The 16420-nt window shown below is 37.1% G+C and carries 17 protein-coding genes and 1 tRNA gene; all 18 read left to right on the forward strand.

What is annotated here, in order from left to right; all coding sequences use genetic code 11:
* Window positions 1-11 precede the first annotated feature (11 nt).
* The 18 genes from I5677_RS07465 to hpt all read left to right on the forward strand — a co-directional run bounded on the left by I5677_RS07465 (window position 12) and on the right by hpt (window position 16416).
* The gene (locus tag I5677_RS07465) at window positions 12-509 is read left to right on the forward strand and encodes a DNA-deoxyinosine glycosylase (protein WP_197660950.1); all 498 of its coding nucleotides are present in this window, start codon (window positions 12-14) and stop codon (window positions 507-509) included.
* A 32-nt stretch (window positions 510-541) separates the two neighbouring features.
* A complete protein-coding gene (dtd, locus tag I5677_RS07470; RefSeq protein WP_197660951.1) occupies window positions 542-991 on the forward strand; it encodes a D-aminoacyl-tRNA deacylase in 450 nt (149 codons plus the stop codon).
* Between the two features lie 298 nt (window positions 992-1289).
* Window positions 1290-2066: an ABC transporter ATP-binding protein gene (locus tag I5677_RS07475; protein ID WP_197660952.1), complete on the forward strand. Its 777-nt coding sequence runs from the start codon at window positions 1290-1292 to the stop codon at window positions 2064-2066.
* 2 nt (window positions 2067-2068) lie between these two features.
* A complete protein-coding gene (locus I5677_RS07480) occupies window positions 2069-3289 on the forward strand; it encodes an ABC transporter permease (RefSeq protein WP_197660953.1) in 1221 nt (406 codons plus the stop codon).
* Window positions 3290-3310: 21 nt separating this feature from the next.
* Window positions 3311-3604: a hypothetical protein gene (locus I5677_RS07485; protein ID WP_197660954.1), complete on the forward strand. Its 294-nt coding sequence runs from the start codon at window positions 3311-3313 to the stop codon at window positions 3602-3604.
* Between the two features lie 272 nt (window positions 3605-3876).
* Entirely contained in the window at window positions 3877-5583 is a 1707-nt protein-coding gene (locus I5677_RS07490; RefSeq protein ID WP_197660955.1) for a S8 family serine peptidase, read from the forward strand.
* Window positions 5584-5614: 31 nt separating this feature from the next.
* On the forward strand, window positions 5615-7315 hold the full coding sequence (locus I5677_RS07495; RefSeq protein ID WP_197660956.1) for a S8 family peptidase: 1701 nt from the start codon (window positions 5615-5617) through the stop codon (window positions 7313-7315).
* Between the two features lie 169 nt (window positions 7316-7484).
* Entirely contained in the window at window positions 7485-8033 is a 549-nt protein-coding gene (spoVT, locus tag I5677_RS07500) for a stage V sporulation protein T (protein ID WP_197660957.1), read from the forward strand.
* A gap of 418 nt (window positions 8034-8451) precedes the next feature.
* A complete protein-coding gene (mazG, locus tag I5677_RS07505) occupies window positions 8452-9222 on the forward strand; it encodes a nucleoside triphosphate pyrophosphohydrolase (protein ID WP_197660958.1) in 771 nt (256 codons plus the stop codon).
* Window positions 9223-9271: 49 nt separating this feature from the next.
* Entirely contained in the window at window positions 9272-9547 is a 276-nt protein-coding gene (locus I5677_RS07510) for an HU family DNA-binding protein (protein ID WP_197660959.1), read from the forward strand.
* 139 nt (window positions 9548-9686) lie between these two features.
* The gene (locus I5677_RS07515; RefSeq protein WP_197660960.1) at window positions 9687-9926 is read left to right on the forward strand and encodes an RNA-binding S4 domain-containing protein; all 240 of its coding nucleotides are present in this window, start codon (window positions 9687-9689) and stop codon (window positions 9924-9926) included.
* Window positions 9927-10059: 133 nt separating this feature from the next.
* Entirely contained in the window at window positions 10060-10347 is a 288-nt protein-coding gene (yabP, locus tag I5677_RS07520) for a sporulation protein YabP (RefSeq protein WP_197660961.1), read from the forward strand.
* Between the two features lie 9 nt (window positions 10348-10356).
* Window positions 10357-11049 (forward strand): spore cortex biosynthesis protein YabQ, encoded by a 693-nt coding sequence (yabQ, locus tag I5677_RS07525; RefSeq protein ID WP_197660962.1) that lies wholly within the window; start codon window positions 10357-10359, stop codon window positions 11047-11049.
* A 32-nt stretch (window positions 11050-11081) separates the two neighbouring features.
* Complete coding sequence (locus tag I5677_RS07530; RefSeq protein ID WP_197660963.1) at window positions 11082-11369, forward strand: septum formation initiator family protein; 288 nt, start codon at window positions 11082-11084, stop codon at window positions 11367-11369.
* Between the two features lie 79 nt (window positions 11370-11448).
* Window positions 11449-11522: transfer RNA gene (locus I5677_RS07535), tRNA-Met, on the forward strand.
* A gap of 512 nt (window positions 11523-12034) precedes the next feature.
* Window positions 12035-14323, forward strand: coding sequence for a SpoIIE family protein phosphatase (locus I5677_RS07540; RefSeq protein ID WP_197660964.1), 2289 nt, complete (start codon window positions 12035-12037; stop codon window positions 14321-14323).
* Between the two features lie 136 nt (window positions 14324-14459).
* Window positions 14460-15908, forward strand: coding sequence for a tRNA lysidine(34) synthetase TilS (gene tilS, locus I5677_RS07545; RefSeq protein WP_197660965.1), 1449 nt, complete (start codon window positions 14460-14462; stop codon window positions 15906-15908).
* Window positions 15898-16416: a hypoxanthine phosphoribosyltransferase gene (gene hpt / locus I5677_RS07550; RefSeq protein ID WP_197660966.1), complete on the forward strand. Its 519-nt coding sequence runs from the start codon at window positions 15898-15900 to the stop codon at window positions 16414-16416. The genes tilS and hpt overlap by 11 nt, the downstream gene beginning before the upstream one ends.
* Window positions 16417-16420: the final 4 nt, after the last annotated feature.

Raw genomic sequence — 16420 nt, forward strand, 5'->3', positions numbered from 1 at the left:
AAGGTATTATTATGGAGGTATCTATTATAGAACAAAATGTGCATCCCTTTCCTCCAATCTATGACAGTAAATCGAAAGTACTAATTCTGGGTACTTTTCCGTCCGTAAAATCAAGGGAAGGGGAGTTCTATTATCATCACCCACAAAATAGGTTTTGGAAGGTGTTGAGTGAAATCTGTAGGGATTCATTACCTGATACAATTGAGGAAAAAAAACAACTTCTTCTACGTAACGGTATTGCTGTTTGGGATGTTATAAAAAGTTGTGAGATAACCGGATCAGCTGACAGTAGTATAAAAAATGTTACTGTGAACGATTTAGAAGATATTTTGTCATATGCAGAGATTAGACAGATATATGCCAATGGAAGCAAAGCTTATCAGCTTTATATGAAGTATATTTATCCAGAAATAAAGAGGGAGATAATTAAGCTGCCTTCTACCAGTCCGGCGAACGCTTCCTACTCATTGGAGAAGCTGATTGAGTTTTGGAGTTGCATATTGATATAATAAATACTTGAATAGATGCGAGAGGATAAGAAATGAGGATTGTTATTCAAAGAGTGAAAGAAGCAGAAGTGATTGTAGATGATATTTGTGTGGGCTCCATTGGCAAGGGTTATTTGGTTTTTCTAGGTATCGGAAAAGAAGATGATAAAGATGTAGTGGACCGATATCTTGATAAAATAATTAAATTAAGATTATTTTCAGATGAAAATGGCAAAACCAATCTGTCCTTGCAGGAGGTACAAGGGGAAATGCTGGTAGTTTCTCAGTTTACTCTCTATGCGGACTGTAAAAAAGGCAATCGTCCGGACTTTATTCATGCGGCTGGTGCAGTAAAAGCCAAAGAGCTCTATGAATATTTTCTAAGTAGTACCAGACAGAGGCTGGGTAAGGTAGAGGCAGGAGAGTTTGGTGCGGATATGAAAGTTAAGTTATTAAATGACGGACCCTTTACCATTGTACTTGACGAAACACTGTTACCGTAATTGGTAGAATAAATAAATTAAGATTTTGATTGGAAGACTGTTCCATGAACCAAATAAATATCTCGAATCATTATGATGTGAAAAGATATTTATATACAGGTTTATTGGGACGGTTTTTTAATCTGTTTTTAAGAAAGCTATAGCAACGATTTAATCTTATCATAGTATAATCAAAGCAGTGGGAATTAATGGTTGACAAATATATGGTATACTTTATACTGAAACTGTATATTTGCTTAAACAAATTATTTCATAACTTAAAAAACACACAAACTGAAAAAGGATTGGTGGGGATTGTATGATTATTATCAATGATTTGACGAAAGTCTATAAGCTGTCAAAAAAGCAGATGCTGGAACAAAAGACGAAAAAGAATATGAAAAAAGCAGTGGATCAGTTGAGTCTTACATCGAAACCTGGTGAAATCTATGGGTTATTAGGTCCTAACGGTGCCGGTAAGACAACAGCTCTTCGCTGTATCGCTACTTTACTTAAGCCTACGCAGGGGAAAATATCGGTTAGTGGTTTAGATACGGTTAAGGATTCCGAAAAGGTAAGGGAAAAAATCAGTTTTCTTACCAATGAGATTAAGTTGGATCCTCAGTTTTCTCCAAAGTATATGTTTAATTTCTTTGGAAGACTACATGGACAGGATGAAGCTACCATAAAAAGAAGACGGGAAGAATTATTTTCTTATTTTGGTATTAAGGACTTTGAAGATAAAAAGATTGAAGAGCTTTCTACTGGTATGAAACAAAAGGCTTCTATCGCTGTAAGTTTGGTACATGATCCGGAGGTAGTCATCTTTGATGAGCCTACAAACGGACTGGATATTGTAACGGCCAGAAGCGTAACAGATTATCTGAGGCTTTTAAAAGAGCAGGGAAAAACCGTTATCATATCAACACATATTATGTCGGAAGCAGAGAAGCTGTGTGATCGCATCGGAATCATCATCAACGGTATTCTGGTTAAGGAAGGAACCTTACCACAGATATTAGAACAAACGCAAACAGATGAATTAGAAGATGCGTTTTTTGAGCTATATAAGCAGCATAATAAGGAGGAGGCATAATTATGAACGGAACAAAGAATATAATTATCAAGGAATTAACCAGAGTTTTTACAGATAAAAAACTGATATTTAGTTTATTTATCATGCCCGGTGTTATGATCATGGTTATGTATTCCATCATGGGTAATTTGATGAAGAACATGATGACGGATATTGAAGAGAATATTCCTACTGTTTATATACAGAATGCTCCTGAGGATTTACAGCAGACGATGGAAGCAGTTGAATATATTGCTGATATCAGCTATCTTTCATCTACGGACCAGACTGATTCTATTAAAAATGATATTTTGTATGGAAATGTGGATCTTTTAGTAGTTTTTGATGAAGGATTTCGTGATACAATAAATGCATATAAGGAGCAAGGGGATGCGATACCGGAGGTAAAAACCTTCTATAATACAGCAGAGGACTACTCCAATGCGGCACGAAGTAATTTCGTAAACAATGTACTTTCTACCTATCAGCAGACACTACTTGCAAAACGCTTGGGGAACATGGAGCTGTTACAGGTATTTTATATAGACAAAGACCCAGAAAGCTCTGTTATCGTTGATCAAAAGAAAGAAGACGGAAGATTTATATCCATGTTGTTACCGCTTCTTATGAATATTATGTTATTCTCCGGTGCCATGGCGCTTGGTGTGGACGCCATAACCGGTGAAAAGGAGAGAGGAACCTTGTCCAGTATGCTTCTATCTCCTATTAAAAGAAGTGAAATTGTATTTGGTAAATTGGTTTCCCTGGCGATATTATCCAGTATATCTGCCGTAATTTACGCTGTTTCGGCGATTATAGGAATACAGAGGTTAAATGCCGGGCAGGCGGGAGGAGATATGGGAAGTATTAGCCTTGCTCCTTTAGAAATGGTTCAATTATTTGTAATCTTATTGGTAGTGGTATATCTTTATGTAGGGTTGGTTTCTTTGGTAGCTGTATATGCCAGAACTGCAAAAGAAGCGAATACATATGTTGCACCGCTTATGATTTTTGTTATGCTTGGAAGCATAATGACTATGTTCTCCGGCGGTTCCGATCGAGGGCTAACCTATTTTGCAATTCCCATTTATAACAGCGCCATTAGTATTCAGAATTTAATTATGGGCGAACTTACTATGGCTCAGTTTGGAATAACGGTGGGCACAATTATGATATTGGCTGCATTTGTTACAGCATTGATTACGAAAGCATTCAACAGTGAAAAAGTAATGTTTAACGCATAAGGAAAGGGATAGGTAAATCATATGTCAGACGCTTTTCTTAATACAATTGTAATTCTAACTTTTACTTTAGTTCCGATTACCATGATATTGCTACAGATTTTCTTAGCTAAGAGAAAAAAACTGGTGTGGGGATTTGTGGTACCTGTTTTATGGTCGGTTATAGGAGCGACATGGATTATAAAATCAAATCAGAAAGAAGATGCAAAATATTTATTTGGACTCTTTCTGTTATTTATAATCGGAGATTTGGTGCTTCTTGGTATCTTAGCCTTAATGAGGCAGTTGAAAAAGAAGAAAGAACAAAGCAGAAGATAAATTAATATAATTTTGTATATCATTATAGTGAGTAAAATATGCTGCGAAAAAATCGACTCTTAAAAACTTAGGAGAAGGATTTGACGCAGCATATTTTTTATTCACTATAGGATGAAGCTGATTTTTGTTTATGAAAGTAAAAGTAAGTAGATATTTATAATGCATATTTCTTACTCAGATTCATAACAAATAGTAATCTTATGAACGAAATTTCATAAATAATTATTATTACAATATATATAGTAATAAGATAGAAAAATTAAGGAACGAATATGATACCGGAAGAAAGAGAGAGAATCTATAGTGAAGAATATGCCGATTTATTAATAGAGTATAATGGGGATTTTACGGTATTTGATGAGTTTCCGAATGCTACAGTGCAAATTATTAATTATATCTATGCAGTTGTTCGTATACCTGTAGAATTGGTTAATCCTTTAATAATCACAGAACGGGGATATTCAGTACTACCGTTTCTGTTAGGATTGGTAAGCCAAGCCAGTTTAGAAGCCTCCGGTGTATTAAGAATAAGGGGAATTCCAGGTTTTGACTTAAGAGGTCAGGGGGTTCTAATTGGGATCATCGATACGGGAATTGATTACCTAAATCCTATCTTTCAATATGCGGATAATACCACAAGAATTGCTTCCATATGGGATCAGACAATTATCAGTGATGATTTTCCTCCCGATTTTGGTTATGGTACCGTGTATAGCAAGGAACAGATTAATGAGGCGTTACAAAGCGAGAATCCATTGCAAATTGTTCCCAGTATGGATTTGATCGGACATGGTACGATGTTGGCTGGAATAGCCGGTGGTAATGAGGTGGCAGACAGTAACTTCTATGGAGTTGCACCGGAAGCTGAGTTTGTAGTTGTAAAGTTAAAACCTGCAAAACAGTTTCTGAAAAACTTCTTTTTTATATCGGAAGATGCAGTGGCTTACCAATCTACCGATGTTTTGTTTGGGATACAATATCTTCTAAATGAAACGGTTAGACTGGATAGGCCCATGGCGATCTGTATGGCTCTTGGATCATCAATGGGTGGACATGACGGAAGAGGTATTTTAGCTAATTATCTATCACTGATATCATCCAGGCAGGGTGTTGCTGTGTTATGTGCTGCCGGTAATGAAGGTAATGCACGAAGGCATTATTTTGGAAGGGTAGATCAAAATATTGGATACGATACCGTTGAATTAAATGTTAGTGAAGGCGAAACCGGCTTTACTATGGAGATATGGGGACAGTCGCCCAGTATATTTTCAGTTGATATCACTACACCCACGGGGGAATATGTTCCAAGAATTGCCGCTAGTTTAGATGAAAATAGAGAAATAACTTTTGTTTTGGAGCAAACCGTCATATATCTAGACTATATCATGGTGGAGTCCCAGTCCGGAGATCAGCTTATCTTGATCCGTTTTCAAAATCCGACTTCCGGAATATGGAGATTTAATGTCTATGAACGGGGGGATATAAATCTGGGATTTCACATCTGGTTACCTATGGCAAATTTTATATCTAATAATACCTATTTTATTCGACCGGATCCTTATACTACAGTATTGGCACTAGGCAATGCCCTTGTTCCCATTACCGTAACAGCATACAATCATGAGGATGACAGTCTTTATCTGGATGCCAGTAGAGGATATACGAGGACCGGAAGAATAAAGCCGGAGATTGCAGCTCCCGGAGTCGGGATTATTGGTCCGACTTTAGAACAGGGGTTTACAGAGTATACCGGTACCAGTGTAGCTACAGCCCATACTACAGGAGTGACAGCGTTAATGTTGGAGTGGGGGATTGTCCGAGGTAACCTTCCGGGATTGAGTACAGTGGAAATAAAAAAGCTATTTATCAGAGGGGCACGAAGAGATATTGATATTGTTTATCCTAATCGCGATTGGGGCTATGGAATTTTGGATATATATAATGTGTTTGACCGTTTGAGGACCGGTGCGGTCGTATGAGTATAATAAATTAGATTGGTTGGGGTGCAATATGCTTGAAGAGGAAAGAGCAAGAATTCATAGCGAAGATTACGCTGATTTAATTATTGAATATAGAAGAAATCCAAAACTGTTGGAGGGTTTTACTGATGCCACGATTCATATTATGAATGATGCATTTGCTATAGTTCATGTTCCTGCCACGCAGATAACAGATAGAACAATTGAGCAGTTTGGGTTTTCTGTAATACCGAATTTATTCGGTTTAATCAGTGAAACTAGTTTAGAAGCATCCCGTGTAGATCGACTAAGAACGATACCGGCCTTTGATCTTAGGGGAGAGGGTGTATTAGTAGGTATTGTTGATACCGGCATAGATTATACTAATCCGGTATTTCGAAGAGAAGACGGTACCACGAAAGTAATGGCCATCTGGGATCAGACGATTGATAGTGCTCAGGAATATCCCTATAATTATTATTTTGGAACACAGTATCAGGCGGAACAGATTAATCAGGCTCTGGCATCGGAAAATCCTCTGGAGATTGTTCCAAGTACAGACGAAATCGGCCATGGGACTATGCTGGCCAGCATCGCTGCAGGGATGGATATCCCGGAGGATGATTTCTATGGTGTAGCACCGGAAGCAGATCTGGTGGTGGTAAAGCTTCTTCCGGCGAAAATGGTATATCGGGATTTCTTTTTTATTCCTGAAGGGGTACCCAGTTACCAGGAAAACAAAATTATGTGGGGCGTACAATATTGTATTGCTAAGGCAAGAGAATTGGGGCGGCCCATAGCAATCTGTATTGGTCTGGGAACCTCCCAGGAGGCTCACGATGGAAGATCTCATTTAAGTACATTTTTAGATATTGTTGCAGACTTTTCTAATACAGCCGTGGTGGTAGCAGTAGGAAACGAAGGTAATACAGGTAGACATTTTTTTGGAATTGTTGATCCCGAAGTTGGGAATACTAGGGTTGAACTTAATGTTAGTGAGAATGATCCAAATTTTACAATGGAGTTGTGGGGGGATGCTCCCGGTATATTCTCTATTGATATATTATCTCCAAGCGGAGAATATATCCCTAGGATTCCCCCGGGCCTAAAAGTCAGTAGAGTTATTTCTTTTATCTTTGAAAACGCAGTTATATATTTAGATTATCAAACCGTTGAGTCAGAAACCGGAGATCAGTTAATATTTCTACGGCTCGAGAATATGACGCCCGGAATCTGGCAATTTAATGTATATGGGCAGGGAGATTTAGTTACTGCTTTTCATATTTGGCTTCCAATGGGAGAATTTATATCGAATGAGACCTATTTTATACAACCGAACATTTATACAACCATATTAGCTCCGGGAACGGCCATGATACCAATCTCAATCACGGCATACAACCCGTTAAATGAAAACCTATATGTTAATTCTAGCAGGGGTTATACCAGAGCGGGTATCATTAAACCGGATCTGGCTGCTCCCGGTGTCAATTATATCGCACCCGTATTAGGAGGTGGTTACACGGCCTATACCGGAACAAGCGTAGCAGCTGCTCATGCAACTGGTATAGCTGCAATGGTTTTGGAGTGGGGAGTGATAAGAGGAAATCAACCGGGAATGGATACAACAGTGATCAAAAAGTTCCTCATCAGGGGCGCAAGAAGGAGGCCTAACCTTACATATCCCAATCGGGACTGGGGTTACGGAATTTTAGATGTTTTTAATGTTTTTGACATATTAAGGGGTGACTAGTGACGATATTTGCCAAATTTATAGTTTTTTTACAACAAAATTGATTGAAGTAAAATAAATATCATAATCAAATGTATAAACTTTCCCATTTTACAAACAATATAAGTAGATTAAAACTTTATATTAGAAACCGAGTAATAAAATTACGTAAAATGGAGGAAGATCATATATGAAAGCAACCGGTATAGTAAGAAGAATAGATGATTTGGGTCGAGTAGTAGTTCCAAAGGAAATTAGACGTACATTAAGAATTAGAGAAGGAGATCCGTTGGAGATCTTTACGGATAGAGAAGGAGAAATAATATTAAAAAAATATTCACCGATAGGAGAACTTGGACAGTTTGCAAAACAATATGCTGATTCTTTAAATCAAACCACAGGTCACATAGTAGCAATTACAGATAAAGACCAATTTATTGCCGCATCCGGTCCTACGAAAAAAGATCTTATGACAAAAAGTATCAGTCATGAATTAGAAGAAGTAATAAATGAAAGAGAAAGCATAGTTGCTGCGAAAGAGGATAAGAATTATGTAAAGATAATGAATGATGACGAAGGTGAATTCACGTATCAGGTAATATATCCGATTATAAGTGAAGGAGATGCTATCGGTTCGGTTATCCTTTTGACGAAGGATAGTAAAATAAAATTCGGTGATTTGGAAACAAAACTTGCCGGTACAGCAGCAGCTTTCCTTGGCAGACAAATGGAGCAATAGTAGTTTCTAGGTGAAAAGATTACTTTAAACATTATCTACATGCAAGTTCGGCTACGAATACCCGAACTTGCATGTTTTATATTAATTAATGAGTAAGGGGATGTCGAGGAGTGATGGATAAGCGGGGAGTATGACTCACCATAATGCACTGTTTGACGGACAGGCTGAAGATTTTGTGTGCCTAGAGCGAACAAACTTGTACGATCATGGCATACAAAATCAATTGCATGTCCTTCAATCTGTGTGTGAGGTGAGTCATGTTTTCCGCTTATCTATTACAAACAGGCCCATTAACGAAGAATTACCCTTGCTATGAGGAGTGCAAATTTGTTATAATATGGTAGTCGTTACGATAAAAGTATTGGTTATGTATATGCTGTTGAGAGGAATTATTAGTCAGCATAAGAATGGAGTAGACATGCCGAAATATAGCTTTAATGATTTTTATGAAATTATCCAAAAACTAAGAAGTAAGGATGGATGTCCCTGGGACAGGGAACAGACTCATGATAGCTTAAAGACCTGCCTGATTGAGGAATGTTATGAAACCATTGAAGCAATCGATAATCAGGATATGAAGAATCTGTGCGAAGAGTTGGGAGACATCTTATTACAGGTGGTTATGCATAGTGTTATTGCGCAGGAAAATCATGAGTTTACCTTAGACGATGTGATATCGGAGGTAAGTGAAAAGATGATTCGAAGGCATCCACATGTGTTTGGTGATGTAACTGTTCATAATTCGGAGGATGTGGTTACTAACTGGGAAAAAATAAAACAGGTAGAGAAAAAGGAAGGTACAATCGCTGATGAGATCATAAGGGTTCCAAAAGCTTTGCCGGCGAATATCAGAGCAGAAAAAGTTCAGAAGAAAGCGGCAAAAGCAGGGATGGATTTTGAGAACCAGGAGCAGGTTTTCTCTAAGATTAACGAAGAGCTTAATGAGCTTCAGGATGCTATAAAAATAGGGGATAAAAGCATTATTAATGAAGAATTTGGCGATGTGCTGTTTTCTGTGATAAATTTATCGAGGTTTTTACAATTAAATGCAGAAAATTCCTTGACAAATGCCACTAATAAGTTTATAAATAGATTCGTAGATGTCTTTTCCCTAGCCGAGAGAAGAGGCCAAAATCTATGCGATATGACCCCTGCAGAGCAAGAGGTTCTGTGGAGGGAAATAAAATAATCGTAAGATTATTGAAAAATAACAAATACTTTAGAGGAGGAGCAAATCCATGAACAAAGCAGAATTAGTTGCAGCGATTGCAGAGAAAACAGAATTTTCAAAGAAAGATTCAGAGAAGGCTTTAAAAGCTTTTATCGATGTAGTTACAGAGGAGTTGACAAAAGGTGAAAAGGTACAGTTAGTTGGTTTCGGTACATTCGAGGTAGCTGACAGACCCGCAAGAACAGGAAGAAATCCTTTGACTAATGAGCCTATGACGATTGCTGCTTCTAAAGCACCTAAGTTCAAAGCAGGTAAAGCTTTAAAGGACGTTATCAACGCATAGTAATTAGATCAAAAGAGGCTGTTTTAAATTCCGGATCTCAGGAGGGGTGTAGGGTTTTTAAAACAGTCTTTTTATATGCTTTGCAGGTAGGATGCGCACTCGCGTGTAAAGAATTTGTTAATAGTAGAAAGGTAGTGTTATGAGGTTAGACAAATTTTTAAAGATTTCCAGACTTATTAAACGAAGAACTGTTGCTAATGAGGCTTGCGACGCAGGAAGAGTAACGATTAACGGGAAACCGGCTAAGGCATCGGCCACAGTTAAAGTAGGAGATGTTATAGAAATCGGATTTGGAGGTAAATCTGTTAAGGTAGAGGTTTTAGATATAGCGGAAACCGTTAGAAAAGATGAAGCAAAAGAGCTTATTAAGTATCTTTAAAATCGTCATTAAGTCAGGAGTCTTCTCATATATTTAACTAGCACAACGTACTTTTATTTAAATGAAACGTTGTAATTGGTACCTTGGTCTTCTTAGAGCAAGTGCCTTTTATATTATATGAGGAGGCTTTTTTATGGATGAAAAACAACAGATACTGAAAGGTCACAAATTAAATATTAATGCCAGAAAAACAGCAAATATAACCGGAGTAAATGATGTGCTGTCCTTTGATGCAGATGAAGTTCTCTTACAAACAGAACAGGGCATCCTTATGATTCGGGGCAATGAACTACATGTTAACAGATTAACCCTGGAAAAGGGAGAGGTAGATATTGATGGTAGGATTGACAGCCTGACTTATTCAGATAATACCGGTTACGGTAAATCAGGAGAATCCTTATTTGGCAGACTCTTTAAATAGGAGGCTGACATGAATATAGCAATTACAGTTGAGCTGCAATTTTTCTTAATATCTATCCTATGGGGAGTTATACTATTATTTGCTTATGATATTCTAAGAGTGATACGAAGGCTGATAAAACATAACAGCTTCTTTCTCGCTTTTGAGGATTTAATTTTTTGGGTTATTGCCAGTGTATTTATATTTGCCATGCTATATGTCAAAAACAATGGGATTATCCGTGGATTCTCAGTTATGGGTATGGGTATCGGTATGGTCGTGTATCATTATATTCTCAGTGATTGGATGGTAAAAACGGTTACCAAACTCATTTATATTCTTTTAAAACCAATTAAGTTACTTATGAAACAGTTACATAGAATTCTTCGATTAATCAAGTTGAAAGTTATGAAGATAATCCGTTTCCTGTTAATCCGATTGAAAAAGCGGACAAAATCAGCTAAAATATTCTTAGATAAGAAGAAACAAAGAAGAAAAGAAAAGATAGAGCAACAAAGGCAGAGAAAAGCGGAGATGAAGCAAAAAAAAGCTGAGTTAAAGCCAAAGAAAGCAAAAGCAAATAAGAAGGATAACAAAAGAAGACAAACCTCTTTTAAGAAAAGTAAATCCTCTGATGATGAAAAAAAGACAGATGTAAATGAAAAAGCATATGTAAATAATGGGAGAAGGAGAACCGTAGAAATACAGCCGATTAAGAAATAATTTGAACTTTATTTTTTAGGAGATGATCAAGTATGGCAAGAAGATATAAAAAAAGGACAGGCATTGGTATCATTATATTTATTGTTCTTAATATATGCGGTATTTTAGTATATGGTAGACTTAACCTGGAGAAACAAAGAGATGATCTGGATGACAAAATAAAGAGCCTGGAGACTAAAATTGAAGAGCAAAAGGAACGAGAGATAGACATAAAAAACCTGGAAGCATATGTTCAGACAAAAAAGTATATTGAAGAGGTAGCAAGAGAAAAATTGGGTCTGGTATATGAATATGAGTTAATTTTTCAAAGAGAAGAATAATGTAAAAGGTCTTTGGTTAATATGAAAATAAATGATTGACAAGCAGTAAGAAAGCAGATATAATGTAATTCGTCACTTCGGCGAAGTAGCTCAGTTGGCGAGAGCACACGGTTCATACCCGTGGTGTCGGCGGTTCAAATCCGTCCTTCGCTATTAAAAATGAAAAAAGTTCCTAATTATAGGAGCATGAGAGAAAAGGGAGGCAGTTCATACAGAACTGTCTCCCTTTTTCGTTGACAAGAAACGATACCTTTGAATATATCGTTAACATATGCAATTATCGGATTACAAAAGATGAATTCTGAATGTGATCGATATAAGATTGATGTAATGCGAATATATTATGTAAAGACGCGGTGATTGTTAAAAATGAAAATCCTTAGCGGAATCTAATGTGATACGATACGGGTTAAGTTGTGTGGATTTGATAGAAAGAGGAGGAGAAAATTATGGTGTTATCTACTACCCCCTTAGAGTTTACTCGAGGGGGTTTATTTTTATGCTCTTAATATGACTGAGGTGCCTATATTCGATGGATTCGTGGTTTCTATGGAGGATTTGTCAAAAAGTTTTTATGTAAACGATTGTTTTTATGACAAAGATTGCATCATTGTCTGCCTATAATAACAACACAATCATCGATACAACAAAAGGAGCGAAACAAAATGAGAGACAACAGGAAAAGGTCTATATTAGTTCATGGAATTGGATTGTTTGTAGCTAGGGCAGTTTTTTTTAGTATAAATCCTCTGGCTATTGGATATTTTACCGCGGCTTATTTGGAGAGGGCCGGGGGAGGATTAATTTTTATAGCGGTATTTATAGGAATTGCCACAGTGATGACGCCGACTATAGTACTTAAATATCTTCTCACTATGATTATCACAGTAGTTATTATCGAAGCACCATACATAAAAAAGAAAAACATTCCAAAGCAGGTGCTGTATATCCTGCCGGCTATCTTTTTGGGATTACTTTCTCTAATGGATGTAGCGATTGGAGGTTGGCAACTTAGTGAAACTTTAATCGCTATATTAGAATCAGCCCTTGCTTTTATATCGGGTATGGTATTTAGGAGTGGAATTGATTTTTTATATCATGGTAAGAGGGGAAACAGATTAACGAATGAACAATCGGTTAGTCTGGCCTTAATGGTTGCAGTTGTGATCTTTACAATTCCCGACTACAACAATGCATACATTGCCCCCGTTGAGACAGTTGTTTATTTTGTTGTGTTATTCTTTACTTATAAGTATGGAATTGGACAAGGGGCTGTTGCAGGAGCAGTTTCCGGATTTGCCCTTAGTCTTAGGGGAGCTTCGTTCACGGATATTGGTATTTTATCATTAATGGGTATTGTACCTTCCATTTTTCGTGAATTAGGAAGAATTCCCACAGCAACGGTGTTTACGGTTACAGCAGCAATCACAGGACTAATGTTTGAAGAGATGGCACTTGCCCCAAGAGATATAGGGGCGCTGGCATCCGCTGTTATTATATTTTTGTTGTTACCCCGCAGTCTAATCTACAGGATTGATTTTAATGAAAGCTATGGGGGATGGGACTATCTGGCATCTGTTAATTTGAAGAAAGTAGCTAATACAAGAATGAAAATTTTCTCTGATTCTTTTCTAAAACTTTCCAAAACATTAAATACGATTTCGGAAAGGCAGACGAATATAAAACAGCAGGATATTAATTACATATTTGAGGATATATCCGATAAACTCTGTAAAAATTGTAGAAACTGCAGTATATGCTGGGAGCAAAATTTCCAAGAGACATATCAGGCTGCCTGTAAAATGTTTGATATTGCTGAAAAGAATGGTTTTATTAAGAAAGAAGAAATTCCGGAAAGTTTTCTGGATATCTGTATCTGCACGGACCAATTTGTAACCGAAACGAACCGCGGCTTTGAGATTGCTAAGCTAAACTATATCTGGAATAGTCGTTTGGCGGAGAGCAGAGAGGTAATAGCAGAGCAGTTAAAAGAAGTCTCCGGTGTAATTCAAAATATCACCGGAGACATCTACGGGGCGGCTCAAACTTTACGAATGGAAGAGGATTTGGTTGTACGAAAATTAAGATCGGCATACATACATGCCAAGAACGTAACAATCATTGAAAGAAAGGATAAACGAAAGGAAGTATATTTAAGCGCGGCGGTGGGCAAGGATCGATGTGTTACAGCGAAAGAAGCAGCCGTTCTTGTGGGTGAAGCATTGGGGGTTAAAATGAGACTTTCCGATGCATCAAAAACCGTTATAACCAGAGAGATTGAGAATTTTATTTTTGTGGAGGATACAAAATTTAAGGTTCTGACCGGTGTGGCTAGAGCTATGAAGGATAACGTATCCGGTGATAATTTCTCTATTCTGAAACTGGAAACCGGTGAAATTATGGTTGCTTTGGCTGATGGAATGGGTACCGGGAAAGAAGCGGGAGATGAAAGTGAGACGGTTATGGGGCTTCTGGAACAGTTAATAGAAGCCGGGTTTAAAACGGAGACAGCGATTAAATTAATAAATTCAAGCTTGGTTTTAAAGGCTGATAAACAAATTTTTACTACCATTGATATGAGTATTATCAATCTTTTTACCGGTATGTGTGAATTTATAAAAATTGGAGCTGCATCTGCCTTTATAAAACGGGATAATTGGGTAGAAACCATAAGCTCAACCACATTACCAATCGGTATGTTTGGAAATGTGGATTATGATGCTGTCACAAAGAAGCTTTATGAAGGCGATATTGTGATAATGGTTACAGATGGTGTTTTAGACAGTATAAAAGGAGACCATAAAGAAGAATTTATTGAAAAGCTAATTATGGAGATAAAAAGTAATAATCCTCAGGAAATAGCGAATCGTATCCTGGATCATACGCTTGCACAAAGTAATTATACTCCCATGGATGATATGACCGTTATAACTGCCGGAATATGGTTAAAATAGAATTATAGCGAAATTTTCGTTGAAATAATATAGGGAAAGGGTTAGAATACAATTTATAAAGCAGAATAAATATTTATGGGATTTATAAGTGAAAGTTGGAGTGTTTTACATACATCAGATTAGGTTAGGGGACGTAATGATAAATAAGGTATCTGATTATCTAAAAAAGTATCATATGATTGAGAAGGGAGATAGATTAATCGTTGGAGTATCCGGTGGTGCTGATTCTGTCTGCCTTTTGTATGTATTATATGAGATTTGTAAGAATTATGAAGCAGAGATAATCGTAGTTCACATCAATCATGGGATACGCGGATCAGAAGCCGACCAGGACGAAGGATTTGTTAGGGAACTTTGCATAGACTTAGGCATATTATATGATAGCTATAAAATTGATGTAAAAAAGATTGCAAAAGAGGATAAACTCTCGGAGGAGGAGGCCGGTCGTAAAGCGCGTTATCAACTATTTTATCAAGCTTGTCAAAAATTTGTGTGTAATAAGATAGCAATTGCGCATAATAGAAATGATAATGCAGAAACCGTTTTGTTCCATCTATTTCGGGGTAGCGGGATAAAAGGTCTGACCGGAATAGATGCTTCGAAAGAAATGAGCTGTCATCAAGATATAAAAATTATCCGTCCGCTTTTATGCGTTAGCAGACAAGAGATTGAAGCGTATCTGCAAAGAAATAACATTTCATACCGGATTGACGCCACCAATCTGACGGATGCATACAGCAGAAACAAGATCAGAAATCAGGTAATTACGTATGTAACAAGGGAAATCAATTCCAATGCCGTGGAGCATATAGCTAACGCGGCCACGCGATTGAGTGAAATAGAACGGTTTCTTGATGAACATATACATCGCTGTTATGATGAGCTGGTAATAGAGAAGGACAAAACTTACTCATTTTCAGTTGAAAAGATGAAAAATGAGGATGTGGTCTTACAAAGAGGTATCCTATTTAAAATAATGGAGAACCTCAACCGGTCGTTAAAGGACATTGAAGCAAAGCATGTAGAACAGGTAAGGTCTTTGTATGAAAAACAGGTAGGAAAGCAGATACACCTGCCATATGGTATGGTAGCCTTGCGTGGATATAAAGATATTGTTTTATATAAAGATAGGCAGGAACTTGTTCAGGCAAGACCCTTAAATGATGTAGTAATAGCAAAACCGATAGAAATACCGGGAAGCACACTTATGCCTCAACATCAGCTTCGAATTACAACTGAGTTGATTAATAATGGAGAAAATGTATCAATTTGCAAAAATAGTTGTACGAAGTGGTTTGATTATGATAAAATAAAAAATGCTGTTGAAATACGAACCAGGCGGGAGGGAGACTATATTCAGATTAACCGTCTAGGGGGTAGAAAAAAACTAAAAGATTATTTTATTGATCATAAGATTCCAAAGGCTGAAAGGAACAATCGTCTTTTGATTGCAGACGGAAGCCATATTATGTGGATTATAGGAGATGGGGACCGTATCAGTGAACAATATAAAGTAGACGAACATACGAAAACCATACTTTTGATGAAATTGATTGATGCAAAGGAGAATAAAAATGACAGATAAAATAAAAGTCATGATTTCAGAAGAACAGGTAAATCAAAGAATAAGAGAATTAGCAGAGGAAATTAGCAAGGACTATGAAGGAAAAAGCATACACTTAATCTGTATATTAAAGGGCAGTATTTTCTTTTTCTGTGATTTGGCTAAGAGAATTAAAGTGCCTGTTACATTGGACTTTATGTCTGTTTCCAGTTATGGTAATGAGACAGTAAGCTCGGGAAGAGTCAGGATCGTGAAGGATTTGGATGAAACCGTACAGGGACAGAATGTTCTTATAGTGGAAGACATTATAGATTCCGGCAGGACATTGTCATATCTGATGGATCTGCTGGGAACCAGGGCACCGGAAAGCTTAGAAATATGTACCTTACTTGATAAACCTGATCGAAGGGTGACGGATGTGAATGTTAAGTACGTAGGTTTTGAGATACCGGATGAATTTGTTGTCGGCTATGGATTGGATTATCAACAAAAGTATAGAAATTTGCCCTATGTAGGTGTTATTGAGTAATTAA

Source organism: Mobilitalea sibirica (assembly GCF_015999265.1).
Classification (GTDB): Bacteria; Bacillota; Clostridia; order Lachnospirales; family Lachnospiraceae; genus Mobilitalea; species Mobilitalea sibirica.